Source organism: Acinetobacter sp. 251-1, assembly GCF_030329305.1.
GTDB classification, from domain to species: Bacteria; Pseudomonadota; Gammaproteobacteria; order Pseudomonadales; family Moraxellaceae; genus Acinetobacter; species Acinetobacter piscicola_A.
Genome location: NZ_JACANS010000010.1, coordinates 32,886 through 48,478, shown reverse-complemented (window position 1 = coordinate 48,478; position 15,593 = coordinate 32,886). Strand labels below are relative to the sequence as shown.

The 15,593-nt window shown below is 40.0% G+C and carries 13 protein-coding genes; 3 read left to right on the top strand and 10 right to left on the bottom strand.

Translation table 11 applies throughout. The annotated features are described in order from the left end of the window. A complete protein-coding gene (gene trpA / locus HX129_RS09770) occupies positions 1 to 780 on the top strand; it encodes a tryptophan synthase subunit alpha (protein ID WP_286434684.1) in 780 nt (259 codons plus the stop codon). A 106-nt stretch (positions 781 to 886) separates the two neighbouring features. On the opposite strand, the gene HX129_RS09765 is transcribed toward trpA, so the two are convergent. The 5 genes from HX129_RS09765 to purT form a co-directional block, all read right to left on the bottom strand. Then, a complete protein-coding gene (locus HX129_RS09765) occupies positions 887 to 4,015 on the bottom strand; it encodes an efflux RND transporter permease subunit (RefSeq protein WP_286434683.1) in 3,129 nt (1,042 codons plus the stop codon). A gap of 1 nt (position 4,016) precedes the next feature. Beyond that, positions 4,017 to 5,213: an efflux RND transporter periplasmic adaptor subunit gene (locus tag HX129_RS09760; protein ID WP_286434682.1), complete on the bottom strand. Its 1,197-nt coding sequence runs from the start codon at positions 5,211 to 5,213 to the stop codon at positions 4,017 to 4,019. A 169-nt stretch (positions 5,214 to 5,382) separates the two neighbouring features. Then, positions 5,383 to 6,552: a succinyldiaminopimelate transaminase gene (dapC, locus tag HX129_RS09755; RefSeq protein ID WP_286434681.1), complete on the bottom strand. Its 1,170-nt coding sequence runs from the start codon at positions 6,550 to 6,552 to the stop codon at positions 5,383 to 5,385. Positions 6,553 to 6,601: 49 nt separating this feature from the next. Further along, a complete protein-coding gene (gene glnD, locus HX129_RS09750; protein ID WP_286434680.1) occupies positions 6,602 to 9,268 on the bottom strand; it encodes a [protein-PII] uridylyltransferase in 2,667 nt (888 codons plus the stop codon). Positions 9,269 to 9,299: 31 nt separating this feature from the next. Further along, entirely contained in the window at positions 9,300 to 10,514 is a 1,215-nt protein-coding gene (gene purT / locus HX129_RS09745) for a formate-dependent phosphoribosylglycinamide formyltransferase (protein WP_286434679.1), read from the bottom strand. A gap of 228 nt (positions 10,515 to 10,742) precedes the next feature. On the opposite strand from purT, the gene HX129_RS09740 reads away from it, so the two are divergent. Together HX129_RS09740 and HX129_RS09735 are read left to right on the top strand one after the other, a co-directional pair. Continuing rightward, positions 10,743 to 11,141 carry a GNAT family N-acetyltransferase gene (locus HX129_RS09740; RefSeq protein ID WP_286434678.1) on the top strand — a complete coding sequence of 133 codons (399 nt, stop codon included), beginning with the start codon at positions 10,743 to 10,745 and terminating at the stop codon, positions 11,139 to 11,141. Between the two features lie 43 nt (positions 11,142 to 11,184). Next, positions 11,185 to 11,796, top strand: coding sequence for a hypothetical protein (locus tag HX129_RS09735; RefSeq protein WP_286434677.1), 612 nt, complete (start codon positions 11,185 to 11,187; stop codon positions 11,794 to 11,796). Positions 11,797 to 11,838: 42 nt separating this feature from the next. Here HX129_RS09735 and HX129_RS09730 read toward each other — a convergent pair whose 3' ends face one another. From HX129_RS09730 to cydP, 5 genes are read right to left on the bottom strand one after another with little or no spacing between them, the layout of a single operon-like run. Then, on the bottom strand, positions 11,839 to 12,135 hold the full coding sequence (locus HX129_RS09730; protein WP_130073304.1) for a cyd operon YbgE family protein: 297 nt from the start codon (positions 12,133 to 12,135) through the stop codon (positions 11,839 to 11,841). A 4-nt stretch (positions 12,136 to 12,139) separates the two neighbouring features. Next, a complete protein-coding gene (cydX, locus tag HX129_RS09725; protein WP_002120988.1) occupies positions 12,140 to 12,241 on the bottom strand; it encodes a cytochrome bd-I oxidase subunit CydX in 102 nt (33 codons plus the stop codon). Between the two features lie 23 nt (positions 12,242 to 12,264). Beyond that, entirely contained in the window at positions 12,265 to 13,410 is a 1,146-nt protein-coding gene (gene cydB, locus HX129_RS09720) for a cytochrome d ubiquinol oxidase subunit II (RefSeq protein WP_286434676.1), read from the bottom strand. Then, positions 13,407 to 14,993: a cytochrome ubiquinol oxidase subunit I gene (locus HX129_RS09715; RefSeq protein ID WP_286434675.1), complete on the bottom strand. Its 1,587-nt coding sequence runs from the start codon at positions 14,991 to 14,993 to the stop codon at positions 13,407 to 13,409. The genes cydB and HX129_RS09715 overlap by 4 nt, the downstream gene beginning before the upstream one ends. Beyond that, complete coding sequence (gene cydP / locus HX129_RS09710; protein ID WP_174492480.1) at positions 14,993 to 15,184, bottom strand: cytochrome oxidase putative small subunit CydP; 192 nt, start codon at positions 15,182 to 15,184, stop codon at positions 14,993 to 14,995. The genes HX129_RS09715 and cydP overlap by 1 nt, the downstream gene beginning before the upstream one ends. Positions 15,185 to 15,593: the final 409 nt, after the last annotated feature.

Below are 15,593 nucleotides of genomic sequence, written 5' to 3'. Positions count from 1 at the left end.
ATGAATCGTTTAGATGTTCGTTTAGCGCAATTAAAGCAGCAACAACGTAGTGGTTTGGTGTGTTATTTCACGGCAGGGGCGCCTGACTATTCAAGTGATGTCGCATTACTAACCCAAATTGGGCAAGTAGGCGCAGATATTATTGAATTAGGTATGCCATTTTCAGATCCTGTTGCTGATGGTGAAGTGATTGAAGCGGCACATCATCAGGCGATTGCACAAGGACATACATTGGCAAAAACCTTACAATTGGTCAAAGAAATTCGTCTGAAAGATGAGCAAACACCGATTGTGCTCATGGGCTATGTCAACCCAATTTTGCAATATGGCTTTCAACAATTTTTACAAGATGCCAAAGGCTTGATTGATGGGCTGTTGATTGTAGATTTACCTTATGAATATCAAAGTGAATATTTACATGATGTACAACAGAATCAAATCCACTTTATTTGTTTAACTGCACCCTCAACCCCCAAAGAACGTTTGGCACTGATTGCTCAAAATGCGCAAGGATTTTTGTATCACGTGGCAGAAAATGGGGTCACAGGTATGCAGCGGCAGCAGCAAAACTTGGATGAAAAAATTGCTCAGTTAAAGCAATATTTTACGATTCCAATTGGTATTGGTTTTGGTATTAAAACCGAACAGGATATTGCAGCATTAAAAAATAAGGCAGATTTGGTGATTGTAGGAACAACGCTTGTAGAGTGTTTGGCACAATCAGGTGTAGCTGCAACTTTGCAAAAAGTCCAGAATTTTGCAAAAGTTTTAAGGGATTAGACCGAGCCCCCTACCATTGCCAAAAGATCTAAAGCATATAAACAATAAACGCCTTCTTAAAAAATGAAGAAGGCGTTTATACGATATAGATCAAAAATGACCTGTCTCAGGCTTTGGACTTTTTAAAGCCTTTGATGATGCGGTAAAGATCATCAATAAAGGTATAAATCACAGGGATGACCAAGAGAGACAAGAATGTACTAGTAATGAGTCCACCAATGACAGAAATTGCCATGGGTGCACGAAAACTTGGATCTGTGCCGATACCAAGCGCAATCGGTAACATACCTGCACCCATTGCCAAGGTTGTCATGATGATAGGACGGGCACGTTTATGACACGCATCCAATAAGGCATTAAAACGAGAGTAATTTTTTTCACTTCTCGCAATAATGGCATAATCGACCAATAAAATTGAGTTTTTACTGGCAATGCCCATCAGCATAATCAGACCAATAAGACTCGGCATGGATAAACTACTTTTAGTTAAAATCAACAACACAAATGCACCACCTAAAGAGAGTGGTAATGCCACCAAAATGGTGATGGGCTGTAAAAAGTCTTTAAATAAAAGAACCAAGACAACATAGATACATAAAATACCTGTGAGCATGGCTAAGCCAAAACTAGAGAATAACTCCTGCATGACTTCAGCATCACCAATGTCTGTACGTTTCACTGTCGGTGGTAAATTTTGCATGGTCGGGAGTTGATCAACTTTAGTCGTGATGTCGCCCAAAGGTTGATTATTCAATTCAATATTAAAATTAATATTGCGCATACGGTTAAATCGATCAATTTGTGATGGACCACTTTCAATATTAATGTCAGCAATCGTGCCGAGCATGACAGGGCCATGACTGCCTTTAACCATAAGCCGTTTAATCAGGTCTTGGTCTTGGCGTGCTTCGAGGCTGAGTTTGATGACCACAGGAATTTGTCGTTGTGATAAATTCATTTTGGCAAGGTTTTGATCAAAATCTCCTGCTGTTGCAATACGCAAAGTTTCTGCAATATCTTGTGTGGTTACACCTAAATCTGCTGCTTTGGCAAAATCAGGACGAATCACCAGTTCGGGGCGCACTAAGGCTGCACTCGAAGTAATACTGCCGATATTGGGAATAGTGCGTAATTCACGTTCTAGTTTTAATGCCGTTGCCATGAGGCTTTCTGAATCATCACCTGAAAGCGCCAACTGATATTGACTATTATTTCCTGCTAAGCCGACTTGAATACGTGCACCGGGAATGGGTGCAAGACGTTGCCGAATTTGATCTTCAATGCTTTGTAAACTTGTAGAACGATCACTACGTGGTGTGATTTGAATCGTTAAGGTTGCTTTGCGTGGCTCAGAGGATGCACCACCTGAAAAGGGATCTGTACCCGCAGCACCGCCACCAATAGTGGTATAAATACTTTTGATTTCGGGATGATCCTGAATTAACTGTCGTGCATATTCTGCTGTTTTTAAAGTTTCATCAAACTGAGAACCCGGTGTTAACTCCAAACGGACTTGGGTTTGTCCTGTATCTGGCGGTGGCATAAAACCCGTCGGTAATAGACCAATTAAGGAAAGAGAACCAATAAAAAATAAAATAGCAGCCGATAACGTTAACCACCGATGATGTAGACACCATGTCACCATCTGCATATAGCCTTGCATGACACGACCATCTTTTTTTCGGTCTTTTGCAAGCGCAGCTTGACCTTGATCGATTGAAGAATCTTCAGTGGCTATTTGTGCATCTTCGACTTTATGTACCCACGGTTTTAAAATATAAGCTGACATCATGGGGGTGAGTAAACGGGCAACCAATAATGAGGCAAAGATGGCTAGAGCGGCTGTCCAACCAAACTGAACAAAGAAACGACCTGCGATTCCACTCATAAAGGCTGTTGGTAAAAAGACAGCAATCAGGGTAAATGTTGTCGCAATCACAGCTAAGCCAATTTCATCCGCCGCTTCCATGGCTGCTTCATAGGGCGTTTTGCCCATTCGTAGATGCCGTATGATATTTTCAATTTCAACAATCGCATCGTCGACCAAGATTCCGACGACCAAAGACATTGCCAATAATGTGACGACATTTAAAGTAAACCCCAAATAATACATGCCAATCAAAGCAGGTAAAATCGACAAGGGGAGTGCAGTTGCGGCAATAATGGTTGCTCGCCAATCGCGTAAAAATAACCACACCACTAAAATCGCTAAAATTGCACCTTCATACAGTAAGGACATTGAGCCTTTATAATTGTCAGCAACAGGTGTGACAAAGTTAAATGCTTCAGTGATTTTAATGTCCGGATGCGCAGCTTTTAACTTGTCTAAGGCTACTATAACGCCTTTTTCAACATCAACTTCACTTGCGCCTTTGCTTCGGGTAATTTCAAAACCAATCACAGGTTGACCATTGAGCAAAGCGGCTGAACGCCGTTCGGCAAAGCTGTCTTTTACTGTGGCAACTTGGTCTAAACGAATATGTCGTCCATCATTGAGTGCAATGTCCATCGCTGCAATTTCATCTGCAGTCTTGACGGTGGCAATGGTACGAATTGATTGTTCACTACCGCCAATTTTCGTTTGACCACCAGAGGCATCCTGTTGGGTTAGGCGTAGCTGTCGAGTAATTTCGGTGGCTGTAGCATTCAGTGCCAATAATTTTTCAGGTTGAATTTCGACGTCAACTTGACGTGTTACACCACCGACACGTGCCACAGCACCGACACCTTTGACTTGCAGCATGGCGCGTGTAACGTCGTAATCGACAAACCATGACAGTGCCTCTTCATCCATACGGGGTGACTGAATGGTGTAGGTTAAGATTGGTGACCCTGATAGATTGATTTTACTGACAATCGGATCACGTACATCTGTCGGTAAGTCAGAACGTATTTGTGAAACGGCATTACGTACGTCATCGACAGCTTCTTGTAAGGGTTTTTCAAGCTGAAACTCTGCGGTGATGACCACGACACCATCTTGAATATTGGCATATTGGTTCTTTAAACCTTGAATGGTGGCAATCGAGTTTTCAATTTTACGCGCCACTTCTGTTTCAAGTTGTGGTGGAGCTGCACCTGGTAAACTCGCAGTCACTGTGACCATGGGGAGTTCAATGTCGGGGAATTGTTGTATTTTCATCCAATGAAAACACATCAATCCCGCTAGTCCCAACATGATAAACAGTAAAATCGCAGGAATTGGATTTCGGATTGACCATGCAGAAAAATTCATGTTAATTCTCCTGCTGAGTCATCAGTTGTTTGCTGAGAGGTGTTTCAGGAATATTGGCAGCCACTTTGACTAAGTCACCATCGCTAAGAAAGCCTGTACCTGAAGACACCAATTTGACATTTTCAGGCAAATCTAGAATTTCAACCAAATCATTTTGACGACGTCCAACGGTCACTTTTTGCTGTTTCACACGGTTGTTTTGCTGCACGACAAATACATAAGAAAAACCATCACGCAGTAACAAAGCCGACTGTGGAATGGTCAGTGCAGATTGTTCACCGAGTTCAAATTCGCCTTTAACAAACATACCCATACGTACCGCTTGCGTGATGGGTAAATCCACATAAACTAAACCATAACGTGTTTGTGGGTCGATCACAGGAGCGATCATTCGGACTGTTCCTGTAACCGCATTTTGGTTGGGATCAGGAGAAATGATTTTCGCCTTCATGCCTTGTTTAAGTTTATACAAATCTGTTGTGGTAATTTCTGCACGCCATTCAAGACGATGATCACGGATAAGACGAAAAAGTTCTTGTCCGGTTTGTGCCAATGAACCTACCGTTGCTGAGCGTGCTGAAATCACACCATTGTCAGGCGCGATGACACGAGTTTGAGCTAAGCGCAGTTCATTACTTTTAATTTGTGCATCTGAAGCTTCTAAGCGTGCTTGCGCGGTGGCTTGAGAAGTTTGGTATTGGGTTGACTCTTGGGCTGAAATCGCACCTGTATTGCGCAGTTGTTGAATACGTTTATTGTTAATCACTGCATCATTCAGTACAGCTTGTGCTTCTTTATAATTGGCTTTGGCTGTGGCTAATTCTGCACGAATCGTATCACTATTGATTTCAGCAAGCACTTGACCACGTTTTACTTGATCACCTACATTGACATACACTTTGGTAATACGTTGTCCAGACAGCTCACTGCCGATAACAACTTCTTGCCAAGCGGCAATATTGCCATTGGCTGTGAGTGTTTGTTGCCAATTTTGACGTTCAGGTTGAATGACGGTAACGGTTAAAGCTGCTTTAGGTTGACTTTTTTCAGCAGGTTGCGTGACAAGCGTTTGTTCTGATTTTTTAGCTTGAGATTGCCACCACCAAATTGTCACTAAAATGACAAGAATAAGAACAGCTAAAATAAGCCAATGTTTACGACTAAAACCTTGATGAGAAGAAGGTTCTGAATGATTCATTGTGTTTTTTCAGAGTTATTTACATTTAAGCAGTATAGACAAATTTATGAAAAATGTTGATGTATCGTGTAATCGTTTTGGAAATAAAAAAATCCCCGACAGGTCGAAGATTTTTTAACGCTTGATCTACTGAAATTTAAAGATGTAAGGTGTTTCTAAAATGACACGCTTACAAAATGGCTTTTAAGCGCTGAATGACTTGTTCACACTGTGCAATGTCAGCAACTAATGCCATACGGACATGATTTTCACCTGGATTCCCCTGTGCTGTATCACGAGATAAATAACGTCCCGGCAGCACTTTGATATGCGCTTTTTCCATCAACATTTTGGCAAAATGTTCATCATTGTCGACTTTTAGCCAATAATAAAAGCCTGCATCAGGTTTTTGTAAAGGTAAAAGGTGACCTAATTCATTTTGAAATAATTCAAATTTGGCACGGTACAATTGACGGTTTTCTTCGACGTGTTGCTCGTCATCCCAAGCAGCGATGGATGCTAACTGATGTTGTACAGGCAATGCCGCACCGTGATAAGTACGGAATTTTAAATAAGGTTGCAGTAATGTGGCATCACCTGCCACAAAGCCTGAGCGCATCCCAGGTAAATTTGAGCGTTTAGACAAAGAGTGGAACACGATACAATTTTTGTAATTATCACGCCCTATTTCAGCACAGACTTCAAGTAACCCTACAGGAGCTTCATCGAACCATAATTCTGAATAACATTCATCCGATGCAATGACAAAATTATATTGATCAGACAATTCAATGAGTTTTTTAAATTGTTCTTTTGACAGTACTGCACCTGTTGGATTGCCCGGTGTACAGACAAATAAAAGTGCTGTTTTTTGCCATACTTCGGCAGGTACAGCATCAAAGTCACCTAAATAACCATTTTCTTCAGTACAATTAATGAAATAAGGAGTTGCACCTGCAAGTAGCGTTGCGCCTTCATAAATTTGATAAAACGGATTGGGCATCACCACATATGGGTTTTCATCTCGGTTAATTAATGCTTGTACAAAAGAGAAAATCCCTTCACGTGTGCCTGAAACAGGCAAAATTTGAGATTCAGCACTGATTGTATTGAGTTTAAAGCGGCGCGTTAACCAATGCGCAATGCTTTGGCGTAATTCAGGCAAACCTTTACTATTTGGATAAGTGGAAAGATGCTTAAAATTATCAATAATCGCTTGTTTCACAAACTCAGGTGCAGGATGCTTTGGTTCACCGATGGAAAGAGGAATCAAAGGCATTGCTGCGGGTTGTACATCCTGAAATAACTGATTAAGTTTTTCAAATGGATAAGGATGTAATAAAGACAAACTTGAGTTCATGAAACAATTACCATGATGTGAAAATAAAATTAAATGATCACACTAAACATTAGTGTGGGTGTGAAACTTGATGAGAAGCTTCATCTAAAGCTGCCTTTAACTGTGAGGCAAACAATTCAGCTTCCTCCTCATTTAAAGGTGAGCCATCTTTTTTGGTGACAAAGAAAATATCTTCTGCACGTTCACCTAAGGTTGCAATTCTAGCAGAGTGAATGTCCAAACCTTGCATCATAAATAGACCACCTACTTTGGCAAGTAAACCTGGGTGGTCTAAGGTTGCAATTTCAACCATATTTTGCTGTAAGGCTTCATTCAAGCTGACATCCACAGTATTTTCAATGTCAAAGTGACGCAGTTGGCGTGGAATACGGCGTTGCATTACCCCAGGATATTTATCTGACTGACTTAAGGCTTTCACCAGCGCTTCTTTGACTGTTTCTTCACGATCAGGATCTGTTAATAAAGTTCCGAAACGGTCTAGAACCACATAAGTATCTAAACTGAATGCTTTGGTCGCAGTGATAATCCGCGCATCTTGTACATCTAAATTCATACGATCAAGTACAGCCACTGTGGTTGCAAATAAATTTGGTTGATCACGTGTATAAATAAACAACTGCACAGCATCTTGTGCTGCTTTTCGGTGCGCACGTAAGAGCACTAATGGTGCAGGATTATCACCATGCTGCAAAATGGCGCGTGTGTGCCATGCAATTTCATCGGCTGATTCTTTAAGAAAATACTCATCGCCCAGTTCTTGCCATACTTTTTCAACTTCATCTAAGGCAAATTCATCGACTAAAATTTCACTGGCTGCGAATTTACTGTCTTCGATTAGCATTTGATAATCGACAGGACGCCCTAAACCGGAACGAATCACATCGCGCGCATGTGTGTAGAGTTGACGCATTAATGATGAACGCCAAGTATTCCAAAGCTTTGGATTGGTTGCGTTAATATCGGCAACAGTTAAGGTATATAAATAATCCAGATGTTCCATGTCGCCAATTTTTTCAGCGAATTCTTTTACCATATCAGGGTCTGAAATATCTTTTTTCTGTGCTGTGATGGACATCAATAAATGATTTTGAATGAGGTAAGCCACAAGGTTACATTCACGTTCAGTAAAACCATGTGCACGACAGAACTCAATCGCATCGACTGCACCCAATTCACTATGATCACCACCACGACCTTTGGCAATGTCATGGAATAAGGCTGCAAGGAATACAATATCTCGGCGGTTTAAACGTTGGAACACCGAGCTGACCACAGGATAATCTTTAGCGAATTCAGGTTCTTTAAAACGATTTAAATTACGGAGCAACAATAATGTATGTGCATCAACGGTATAAATATGGAATAAATCATATTGCATCAAGCCCATAATTTGTCCAAATGCTGGAATATAATTTCCTAAAACACCATAGCGTTTCATCGCGACCATCGTGTCATACAAACGATAAGGTGAACGAATAATTGCCATAAATAAGGCTTGATGAGTAGGATTACTACGATAATTTTGGTCGATACGTTTAGCTGCCAAAGTCAATAAACGTAAGGTTCTTGCACGAATCCCTTGAATCTCAGGGCGATTTGCCAACAGATAGAAAATTTCTAAGATGGCACTCGGATTTTCAGAAAATATCTTGTGATGTTGTACTGCAAGTTTGCCATCGACCAATTTAAAATGTTCATTGATGATTTCAATATTACGTTCATAATTGGGCAAACGTGGTGTAATGACTGACTCATTAAAATAGGCAAGTAGCATTTCATTTAAGGTAGATACTTGCTGCGCAGTCCGATAATAACGTTTCATAAACTGTTCAATTGGATAATTGATATGTTTACCTTCTTCTTTTTTATAGCCGAAAATACCTGCAATTTCACGTTGATAATCAAACAATAAACGATTTTCATCACGTTTGGTTAAACGATGTAAATGGTGGCGAATTTCCCAAAGGAAATTTTCAGATTCTTCTAAAACACCAAGTTCAAACTCTGAAATAAACCCTAAATGGACGAGGTCATAAATGCGATTGACACGGAAATGACGTTTTGCAATCCAACCAATTTGGTTGATGTCGCGAATGCCGCCTGGTGCATTTTTAATATCGGGTTCTAAATTACTTTCAGTATTATTATGTTGCGCATAACGGCGAGCTTGTTCATCCATCTTTGCATCAAAGAAGGTTTTATCTGTCCATGTTTGTGAAACCACACGGCGTGGCCATTTGATCAAGTGTTGATTGCCTGTAATCAAACGCGCTTCGATTAATGCCGTCGCGACTGTGAGATCATTGGCAGCTTGTTCAAAACAAGTTTGAATGCTACGAACGCTAACTCCTGGTTTAAAGTTACCAACGTCCCATAAAGAGGAAATAAAACTCGAAACAATGTGTTCTTGTTCAGCGGTTAAATCATTTTCTGACAAGATCATAATGTCTACGTCAGAGTAGGGTAACATCTCGCGGCGACCATAGCCACCGACCGCAAAAAGACTCAGATCTGTTTGATCGAGTCCTGCATGTTGCCATAAAAAAATCAGCGCTTCATCAATAAAATTAGAACGGGTATGGATCACCTCACGAATGGGCTGTCCTTGTTCAAACGCCTCCTGCAGTTGTTGTTCTACATCGGTACGCCATTGGTTAATGGCTTGAATATCATGATTACTACTGACGTAATTCAACAGAGGAGACGTGTTGATCATAAAATTATTGTCCGTAAATTTTTCTAAAACATTAGTTCTGTTGCACTGTGACTTTTGAAGCCGTTTCAAATGCTAACTCACGTGCTTGTTCTGTTGTTTCAGCACGTGCTGTTGTCACACCCATGCGGCGACGTTTAAAACCTTCAGGTTTACCAAACAGTCTTAAATCTGTATTTGGATTTTCTAAAGCAAGATTTAAGCCAGAAAATTCTAAATTTTTCGCATCGACACCTGCATAAATCACAGCACTTGCTGCAACGCTATGACGTGCTGTATTGACAGGTAAGCCCAAAATTGCGCGTGCATGAAGTTCAAACTCACTTTGGAATTGTGAAGCAAGCGTGACTAAACCAGTATCATGCGGGCGTGGTGATACTTCACTAAACCATACTTTGTCACCTTTGACAAATAGTTCTACCCCAAAAATACCACAACCACCGAGTGCAACAGTCACTTTATCGGCAATACGCTTGGCTTCAGTTAAGGCAGCATCCGTCATGGGTTGCGGTTGCCAACTTTCTACATAGTCACCTGCATCTTGGCGGTGTCCAATTGCATCGCAAAAATGGGTTTCAACTTCGCCTGTTTCTGGATTTTTAGCACGTACAGTCAGTAGGGTGATTTCAAAGTCAAAATCAATCTGTGATTCAACAATGACGGTACCTTGGTTAACACGACCACCAGTTTGTGCATATTCCCAAGCAGCATCAACTTCAGCAAATGCTTTAACGCGTGATTGACCTTTACCTGATGAAGACATGACAGGTTTAACGAAGTTTGGATAGCCAATATCATCACATGCTGCACGGAAGCTTTCTAAACTATTTGCAAAACGATAAGCAGACGTCGGTAAACCGAGTTCTTCAGCAGCCAAACGACGGATTCCTTCACGGTTCATGGTGAGATTGACCGCTTTGGCAGAAGGAATGACGGTTGCAATATTTTGTTCTTCGATTTCAATGAGGACTTGTGTCGCAATGGCTTCAATTTCTGGCACGATCAAGTTTGGTTTTACTTTTTCGATGAGTTTTTTTAATTGTTCAGGGTCTGCCATATTTAAGGCATAAGCAAAATGTGCAACTTGCATTGCGGGCGCATTTTCATAACGATCTGCTGCATGTACTTCGACACCTAGGCGTTGTAATGAAATCACGACTTCTTTGCCCAATTCTCCTGAACCCAAAAGGAGTACTTTAAAAGCAGAAGATTGGAGTGGAGTACCAATAGTTACGCTCATGCGATTCATCCATGCTTAAGAATAAGTTGTGTTTAGCATAGCAGAACTGAGCGCAGTGTTAAGACTTGATTATAAGAAATCGAGAAGATTGTTGGACAATGGTGTCAGAGTGCAACATGAAGGGGTGATTAGACAGGGACTATTTGTTAAAGCTGTTGTGTGAAGATCATAAAATTAGGCTATCATTTTTAGAAAATGAAAAGCTAACTTGAACAATGACAAAAATCCTTAATCGTGATGGGGGAAAGAATCTCATATGCTCAGCTTGAGCAGTTATTCAAAAATCATAATTTTCATTTGCTTGTTGCAGAACAAAACAATCAAGTTGTGGCGTGTATTGGTTTAACTTTTGAAGAGTTATCAGTGGAAATAGGCACTTTTGCCATTTCGCCTAATTGGCAAAATCAGGGGCTGGGAAAATTGGTTTTAGACAATGCTGAAAAATATGCTAAAGATATTCAGTTTGATTTAAAAACATATGTGATGTGGGTACTTAGTGTACGTACAGAATTAATCGAATTTTATGAAAGACGAGGGTATATACAAACGGGAGTCGTGGAGGATTACCCATTGGATGCGGATGTGGGAATTCCACAGGTTGATTTATGTTTGGTTGAGATGAGGAAGGTCATTTAGATTTCTAATGTTTTATCATTGAGAAAAATGAGAAGAAGGTAAAATGGGAACAGATATTCATGGTTTTTTTCAAAAATATGAAAATAATCAATGGGTCGATATCACTTCGCAATATGATGAAAGACGTGATTATTACCTATTTTCAGCACTTGCGAATCAACGAGAACACCAAAAGTTAGTCGCAAATTTTATTGCTGAACCTAGAGGTCTACCTGAAGGTATAATGTTAGATGAAGATTATTGTTACAAAACTGATTCTATGGCGTTATGGTTATCAAAAGTTGATCCTAAATTTGCAGAAACAGAAGAATTTTTAAAATTTTGGATGGGTGATCATTCCCGTTCATGGCTGAGTGATGATGAAATGCTTGAATGGTATTCATCACCACAATTGAATATTGTAGATGGCTTAATTACGACACAGGAATATCCAAGTTGGGACAGAACGTCTACTCCATTTTTTGATTATAAATTTTTTACTTCTGGTTCGACTATTTTGACTGAAGAAGAATTTCAGTTTGGTAAAAAAGGCGATTATATTCGAATTTATTGGCAACAGGACATTCGTGAATATCTAGCGTATTTTTTTGATGAAGTCATTCGATTAAAAAAATTGCATGGCAAAATACGTTTTATATTTGGATTTGATAACTAGATATAAAAAACCCTGAATAAATCAGGGTTTTCTTTTAAAGGATCAGGTCAAGAACCACGTGTAATAGCCCCAAAGCATGAGTGGCCATGCCACATAAGGGCTAAATAACCATTTCCATAACCAAAACCGTGGCAGAAATCCTACGCCATGAATAAATCCACCTGAGATCCCGATCATGACCAACATTAAAACCGTATGGTTATAGTGACCATTGGCATCGAGCATCATTGCAGGATGGAGTAATAAAACCGCAGCTAAAGGCAATGCCATTAAAAATGAAACTGCCATAGCAAATTTGTTAGGCTTACTTTCTTCTGTTGTCATTGCGATTTCTGTCATGTTGTTATTCCTCATCTAAATCTTGATGATGTTCAATGTAGAGCGCACTGAGCACACCTGCAAAACATGCCATCAAAATCCCAAGAATCCAAGCAAAATACCACATATTTGTTCTCCTTCGACTTTAACTTAGTAAAGACTGTGTGAATTTTCTTGTACATGTTTGTTGGTGATCACACCCCACATTTTGTAATAACACCAAGTGGTATAACACAAAATGATCGGTACAAAGATACATGCAGCAACAGTCATGACAGTTAAAGTATTTTTACTTGAAACAGCATCCCACATGGTCAAGCTTGCAACTGGGTTGATGCTTGATGGCATAAGGAATGGGAACAATGCAAAACCAGCAGTGAGGATTGCACCTATAATCATGAGTGAAGTACCTGTGAAACTCAAGCCTGCTTTGCCTTTAGCCGCTGAAGCAATCACGATTAAGCTACCCAAAATTGCCATAATCGGTGCAATCATGGTAATTGGATAAGTTGAATAGTTATTCATCCAACCGTGGTTGTTGTTGGTAATGACTTCTTTAGCCAAAGGATTAGCAACGCCATTGGTATCAAAAGGTTGAGCAAGTGTATAACCTTCGATATTACCAAAGTATAACCATGCCCCCGCACCTAAGAAACATACGAGGAATACGATACCCATTAATTGTGTTGCTTTCGCAGAACGTTGACGTAATGCACCATCTGTACGGAGCATGAGCCACGCACCGCCGTGGGCATTCAGCATAGAAAGGCTGACTAAACCACAAATTAATGCAAATGGGTTTAACAAGGCAAAGAAGCTGCCTGTATAAGTCGAACGTACAGTTTCATCTAGTGTGAAAGGTACGCCTAAGAACATATTACCAAATGCAACACCAAAGACCAGCGCAGGTACAGCACCACCGATGGCTAAGCCCCAGTCCCATGATGTACGCCATTGGGTATTTTCAAGTTTAGAACGATAGTCAAAGCCCACAGGTCGTAAGAATAGGGCAAAGAGAACCAGTAACAGCGCCCAATACATGCCTGAGAAGGCAGTGGCATAGACCATCGGCCATGCAGCGAATAAGGCACCACCTGCGGTAATGAACCAGACTTGGTTGCCGTCCCAGTGTGGGGCAATCGTATTGATTGCCGCACGACGTTCGTCATCTGTTTTGCCTACAAATGGCATGATGGCCATAGAACCCATGTCGAAGCCATCGGTGAGGGCAAAGCCAATCAGTAGAACACCAACAAGCACCCACCAAATGATTTTCAGTAATTCATATTCGATCATGATTGAGCCTCCCCAACAGCTTGGTTTTGAGCTTCTAATTTTTCAAAATGATATTTACCTGTATGCAAAGAACTTGGTCCTAAGCGCGCAAACTTAATCATTAAGTACATTTCGATGATGAGAAGTACGGTATAGAACGCTGCAAGTGCAATGATTGAACCCCACACATCACCTGTACTTAAGCTAGATGCTGACAAATGTGTTGGTAATACTTCACCAATGGTCCATGGTTGACGACCACCTTCAGCCACATACCAACCTGTTTGAGTTGCGATCCAGGGTAAAGGTAATGCATACAGTGCAAATTTAAGCAACCACGGTTTATTTTCTGCATTACGTTTTGCCACTGCATATGTTGCAAGAATGAACAGTAATAACATCAAGAAACCTGAAGCGACCATCGCACGGAATGAGAAGAACAAGGCAGTGACGTTTGGAATCGTATCTTTTGTTGCTGCTTTAATATGATCTTCAGACGCATCTACAACAGTGGGTGTGTATTTTTTAAGAAGTAAGCCGTAACCTAAGTCTTTTTGATTTTGTTCAAATGATGCCAACAACTCAGGAGAGCGATCACCCGCACGTAATTTTTCAAGTTCACTATATGCCACCATACCATTACGGATACGTGCTTCATGTTGAACCATCAAATCTTTAATACCAGTGACTTCTTTGTCTAAAGAGCGTGTCGCAATGATCCCCATCACGTATGGAATACGGACAGCATAGTCGGTACGTTGTTCTTCTTGGTTTGGAATACCAAACAAAGTAAATGGTGCAGGTGCAGGATGGGTATCCCATTCCGCTTCAATGGCTGCAAGTTTAGTTTTTTGAACATCACCCAACTCATAACCAGACTCGTCACCCAGTAAGATCACAGACAATGTCGATGCTAAACCGAAGATGGCAGCAATGGCAAAAGAACGGCGTGCAAAAGGCATGTCACGTTTTTTCAGCAAGTAAAAACTTGAAATAGCTAAAACGAAAATCGCACCAGTCACATAACCCGAAGAAACCGTGTGAACAAATTTGACTTGGGCAACAGGGTTGAAAATCAACGCACCGAAGTCCACAAGTTCCATACGCATAGTTTCATAGTTAAATGCAGCCCCGACAGGGTTTTGCATCCATCCATTAGCGACTAAAATCCACAATGCCGACATGTTGGAGCCTAGGGCGACGAGCCATGTTACGGCTAAATGTTGAACTTTAGAGAGGCGATCCCAGCCAAAAAAGAACAAACCAATAAAAGTTGATTCCAAAAAGAATGCCATTAATCCTTCAATAGCAAGCGGTGCACCGAAAATATCGCCCACATAATGTGAGTAATACGCCCAGTTGGTACCGAATTGAAACTCCATGGTTAAACCTGTAGTTACACCTAAGGCAAAGTTAATACCAAAGAGTTTTCCCCAGAATTTAGTCATGTCTTTATAAATTTCTTTACCAGAAATCACGTATGTGGTTTCCATAATGGCAAGAATAAAAGCTAAACCTAGAGTTAAAGGCACAAAAATAAAGTGATACAACGCGGTCATTGCAAATTGGAACCGCGAAAGATCGACCACGCTTTCAGAAATCATCAACGTGTCTCCTTAGTTTGGGAAGGACTGCCAGCAATACGCTCAGCAACTTGGTTATCAAAATCTTTAGGAATCGTCGGAGCATCAAACCAAATATGTTTGATGATAAGTAAAAGAATGACCTTAATTATTAAAATGATCGTAATTTCTCTGACTAGACGACGATTTATATCAGTGCGTTTAAAGCTCATAACAAAGCCTATTTTTAAACTCTGTTTATATTATTAAACAAAACACAACAGAAAATAAATAGATAAAATAATTAAAATAAAAATATATTATTATTTTCAATATAAACAATGGTTTGTATTTTAATTAATTAAAAAATAAACTAAAAAATAAAGTTGATTAAAATACTTGGAATTAAAAAATAAAGTAGACTAAAATAGTCTAAATTCATATTTTAAATCAAACTAAAATGGTATGGATTTAAATTTAAGTCGATTAATTTACACTGGGATAATTTGAAAATTAAGTGTAATTAAATAAATAATGATAATTGATCTTATAAAGATTGTTATATTAAATTCATTGATTGTTGGTTTCTAAAAAATTGAGTACAACATCACCAGGATTAAATCCTCGAACAGGTTTGCCAGA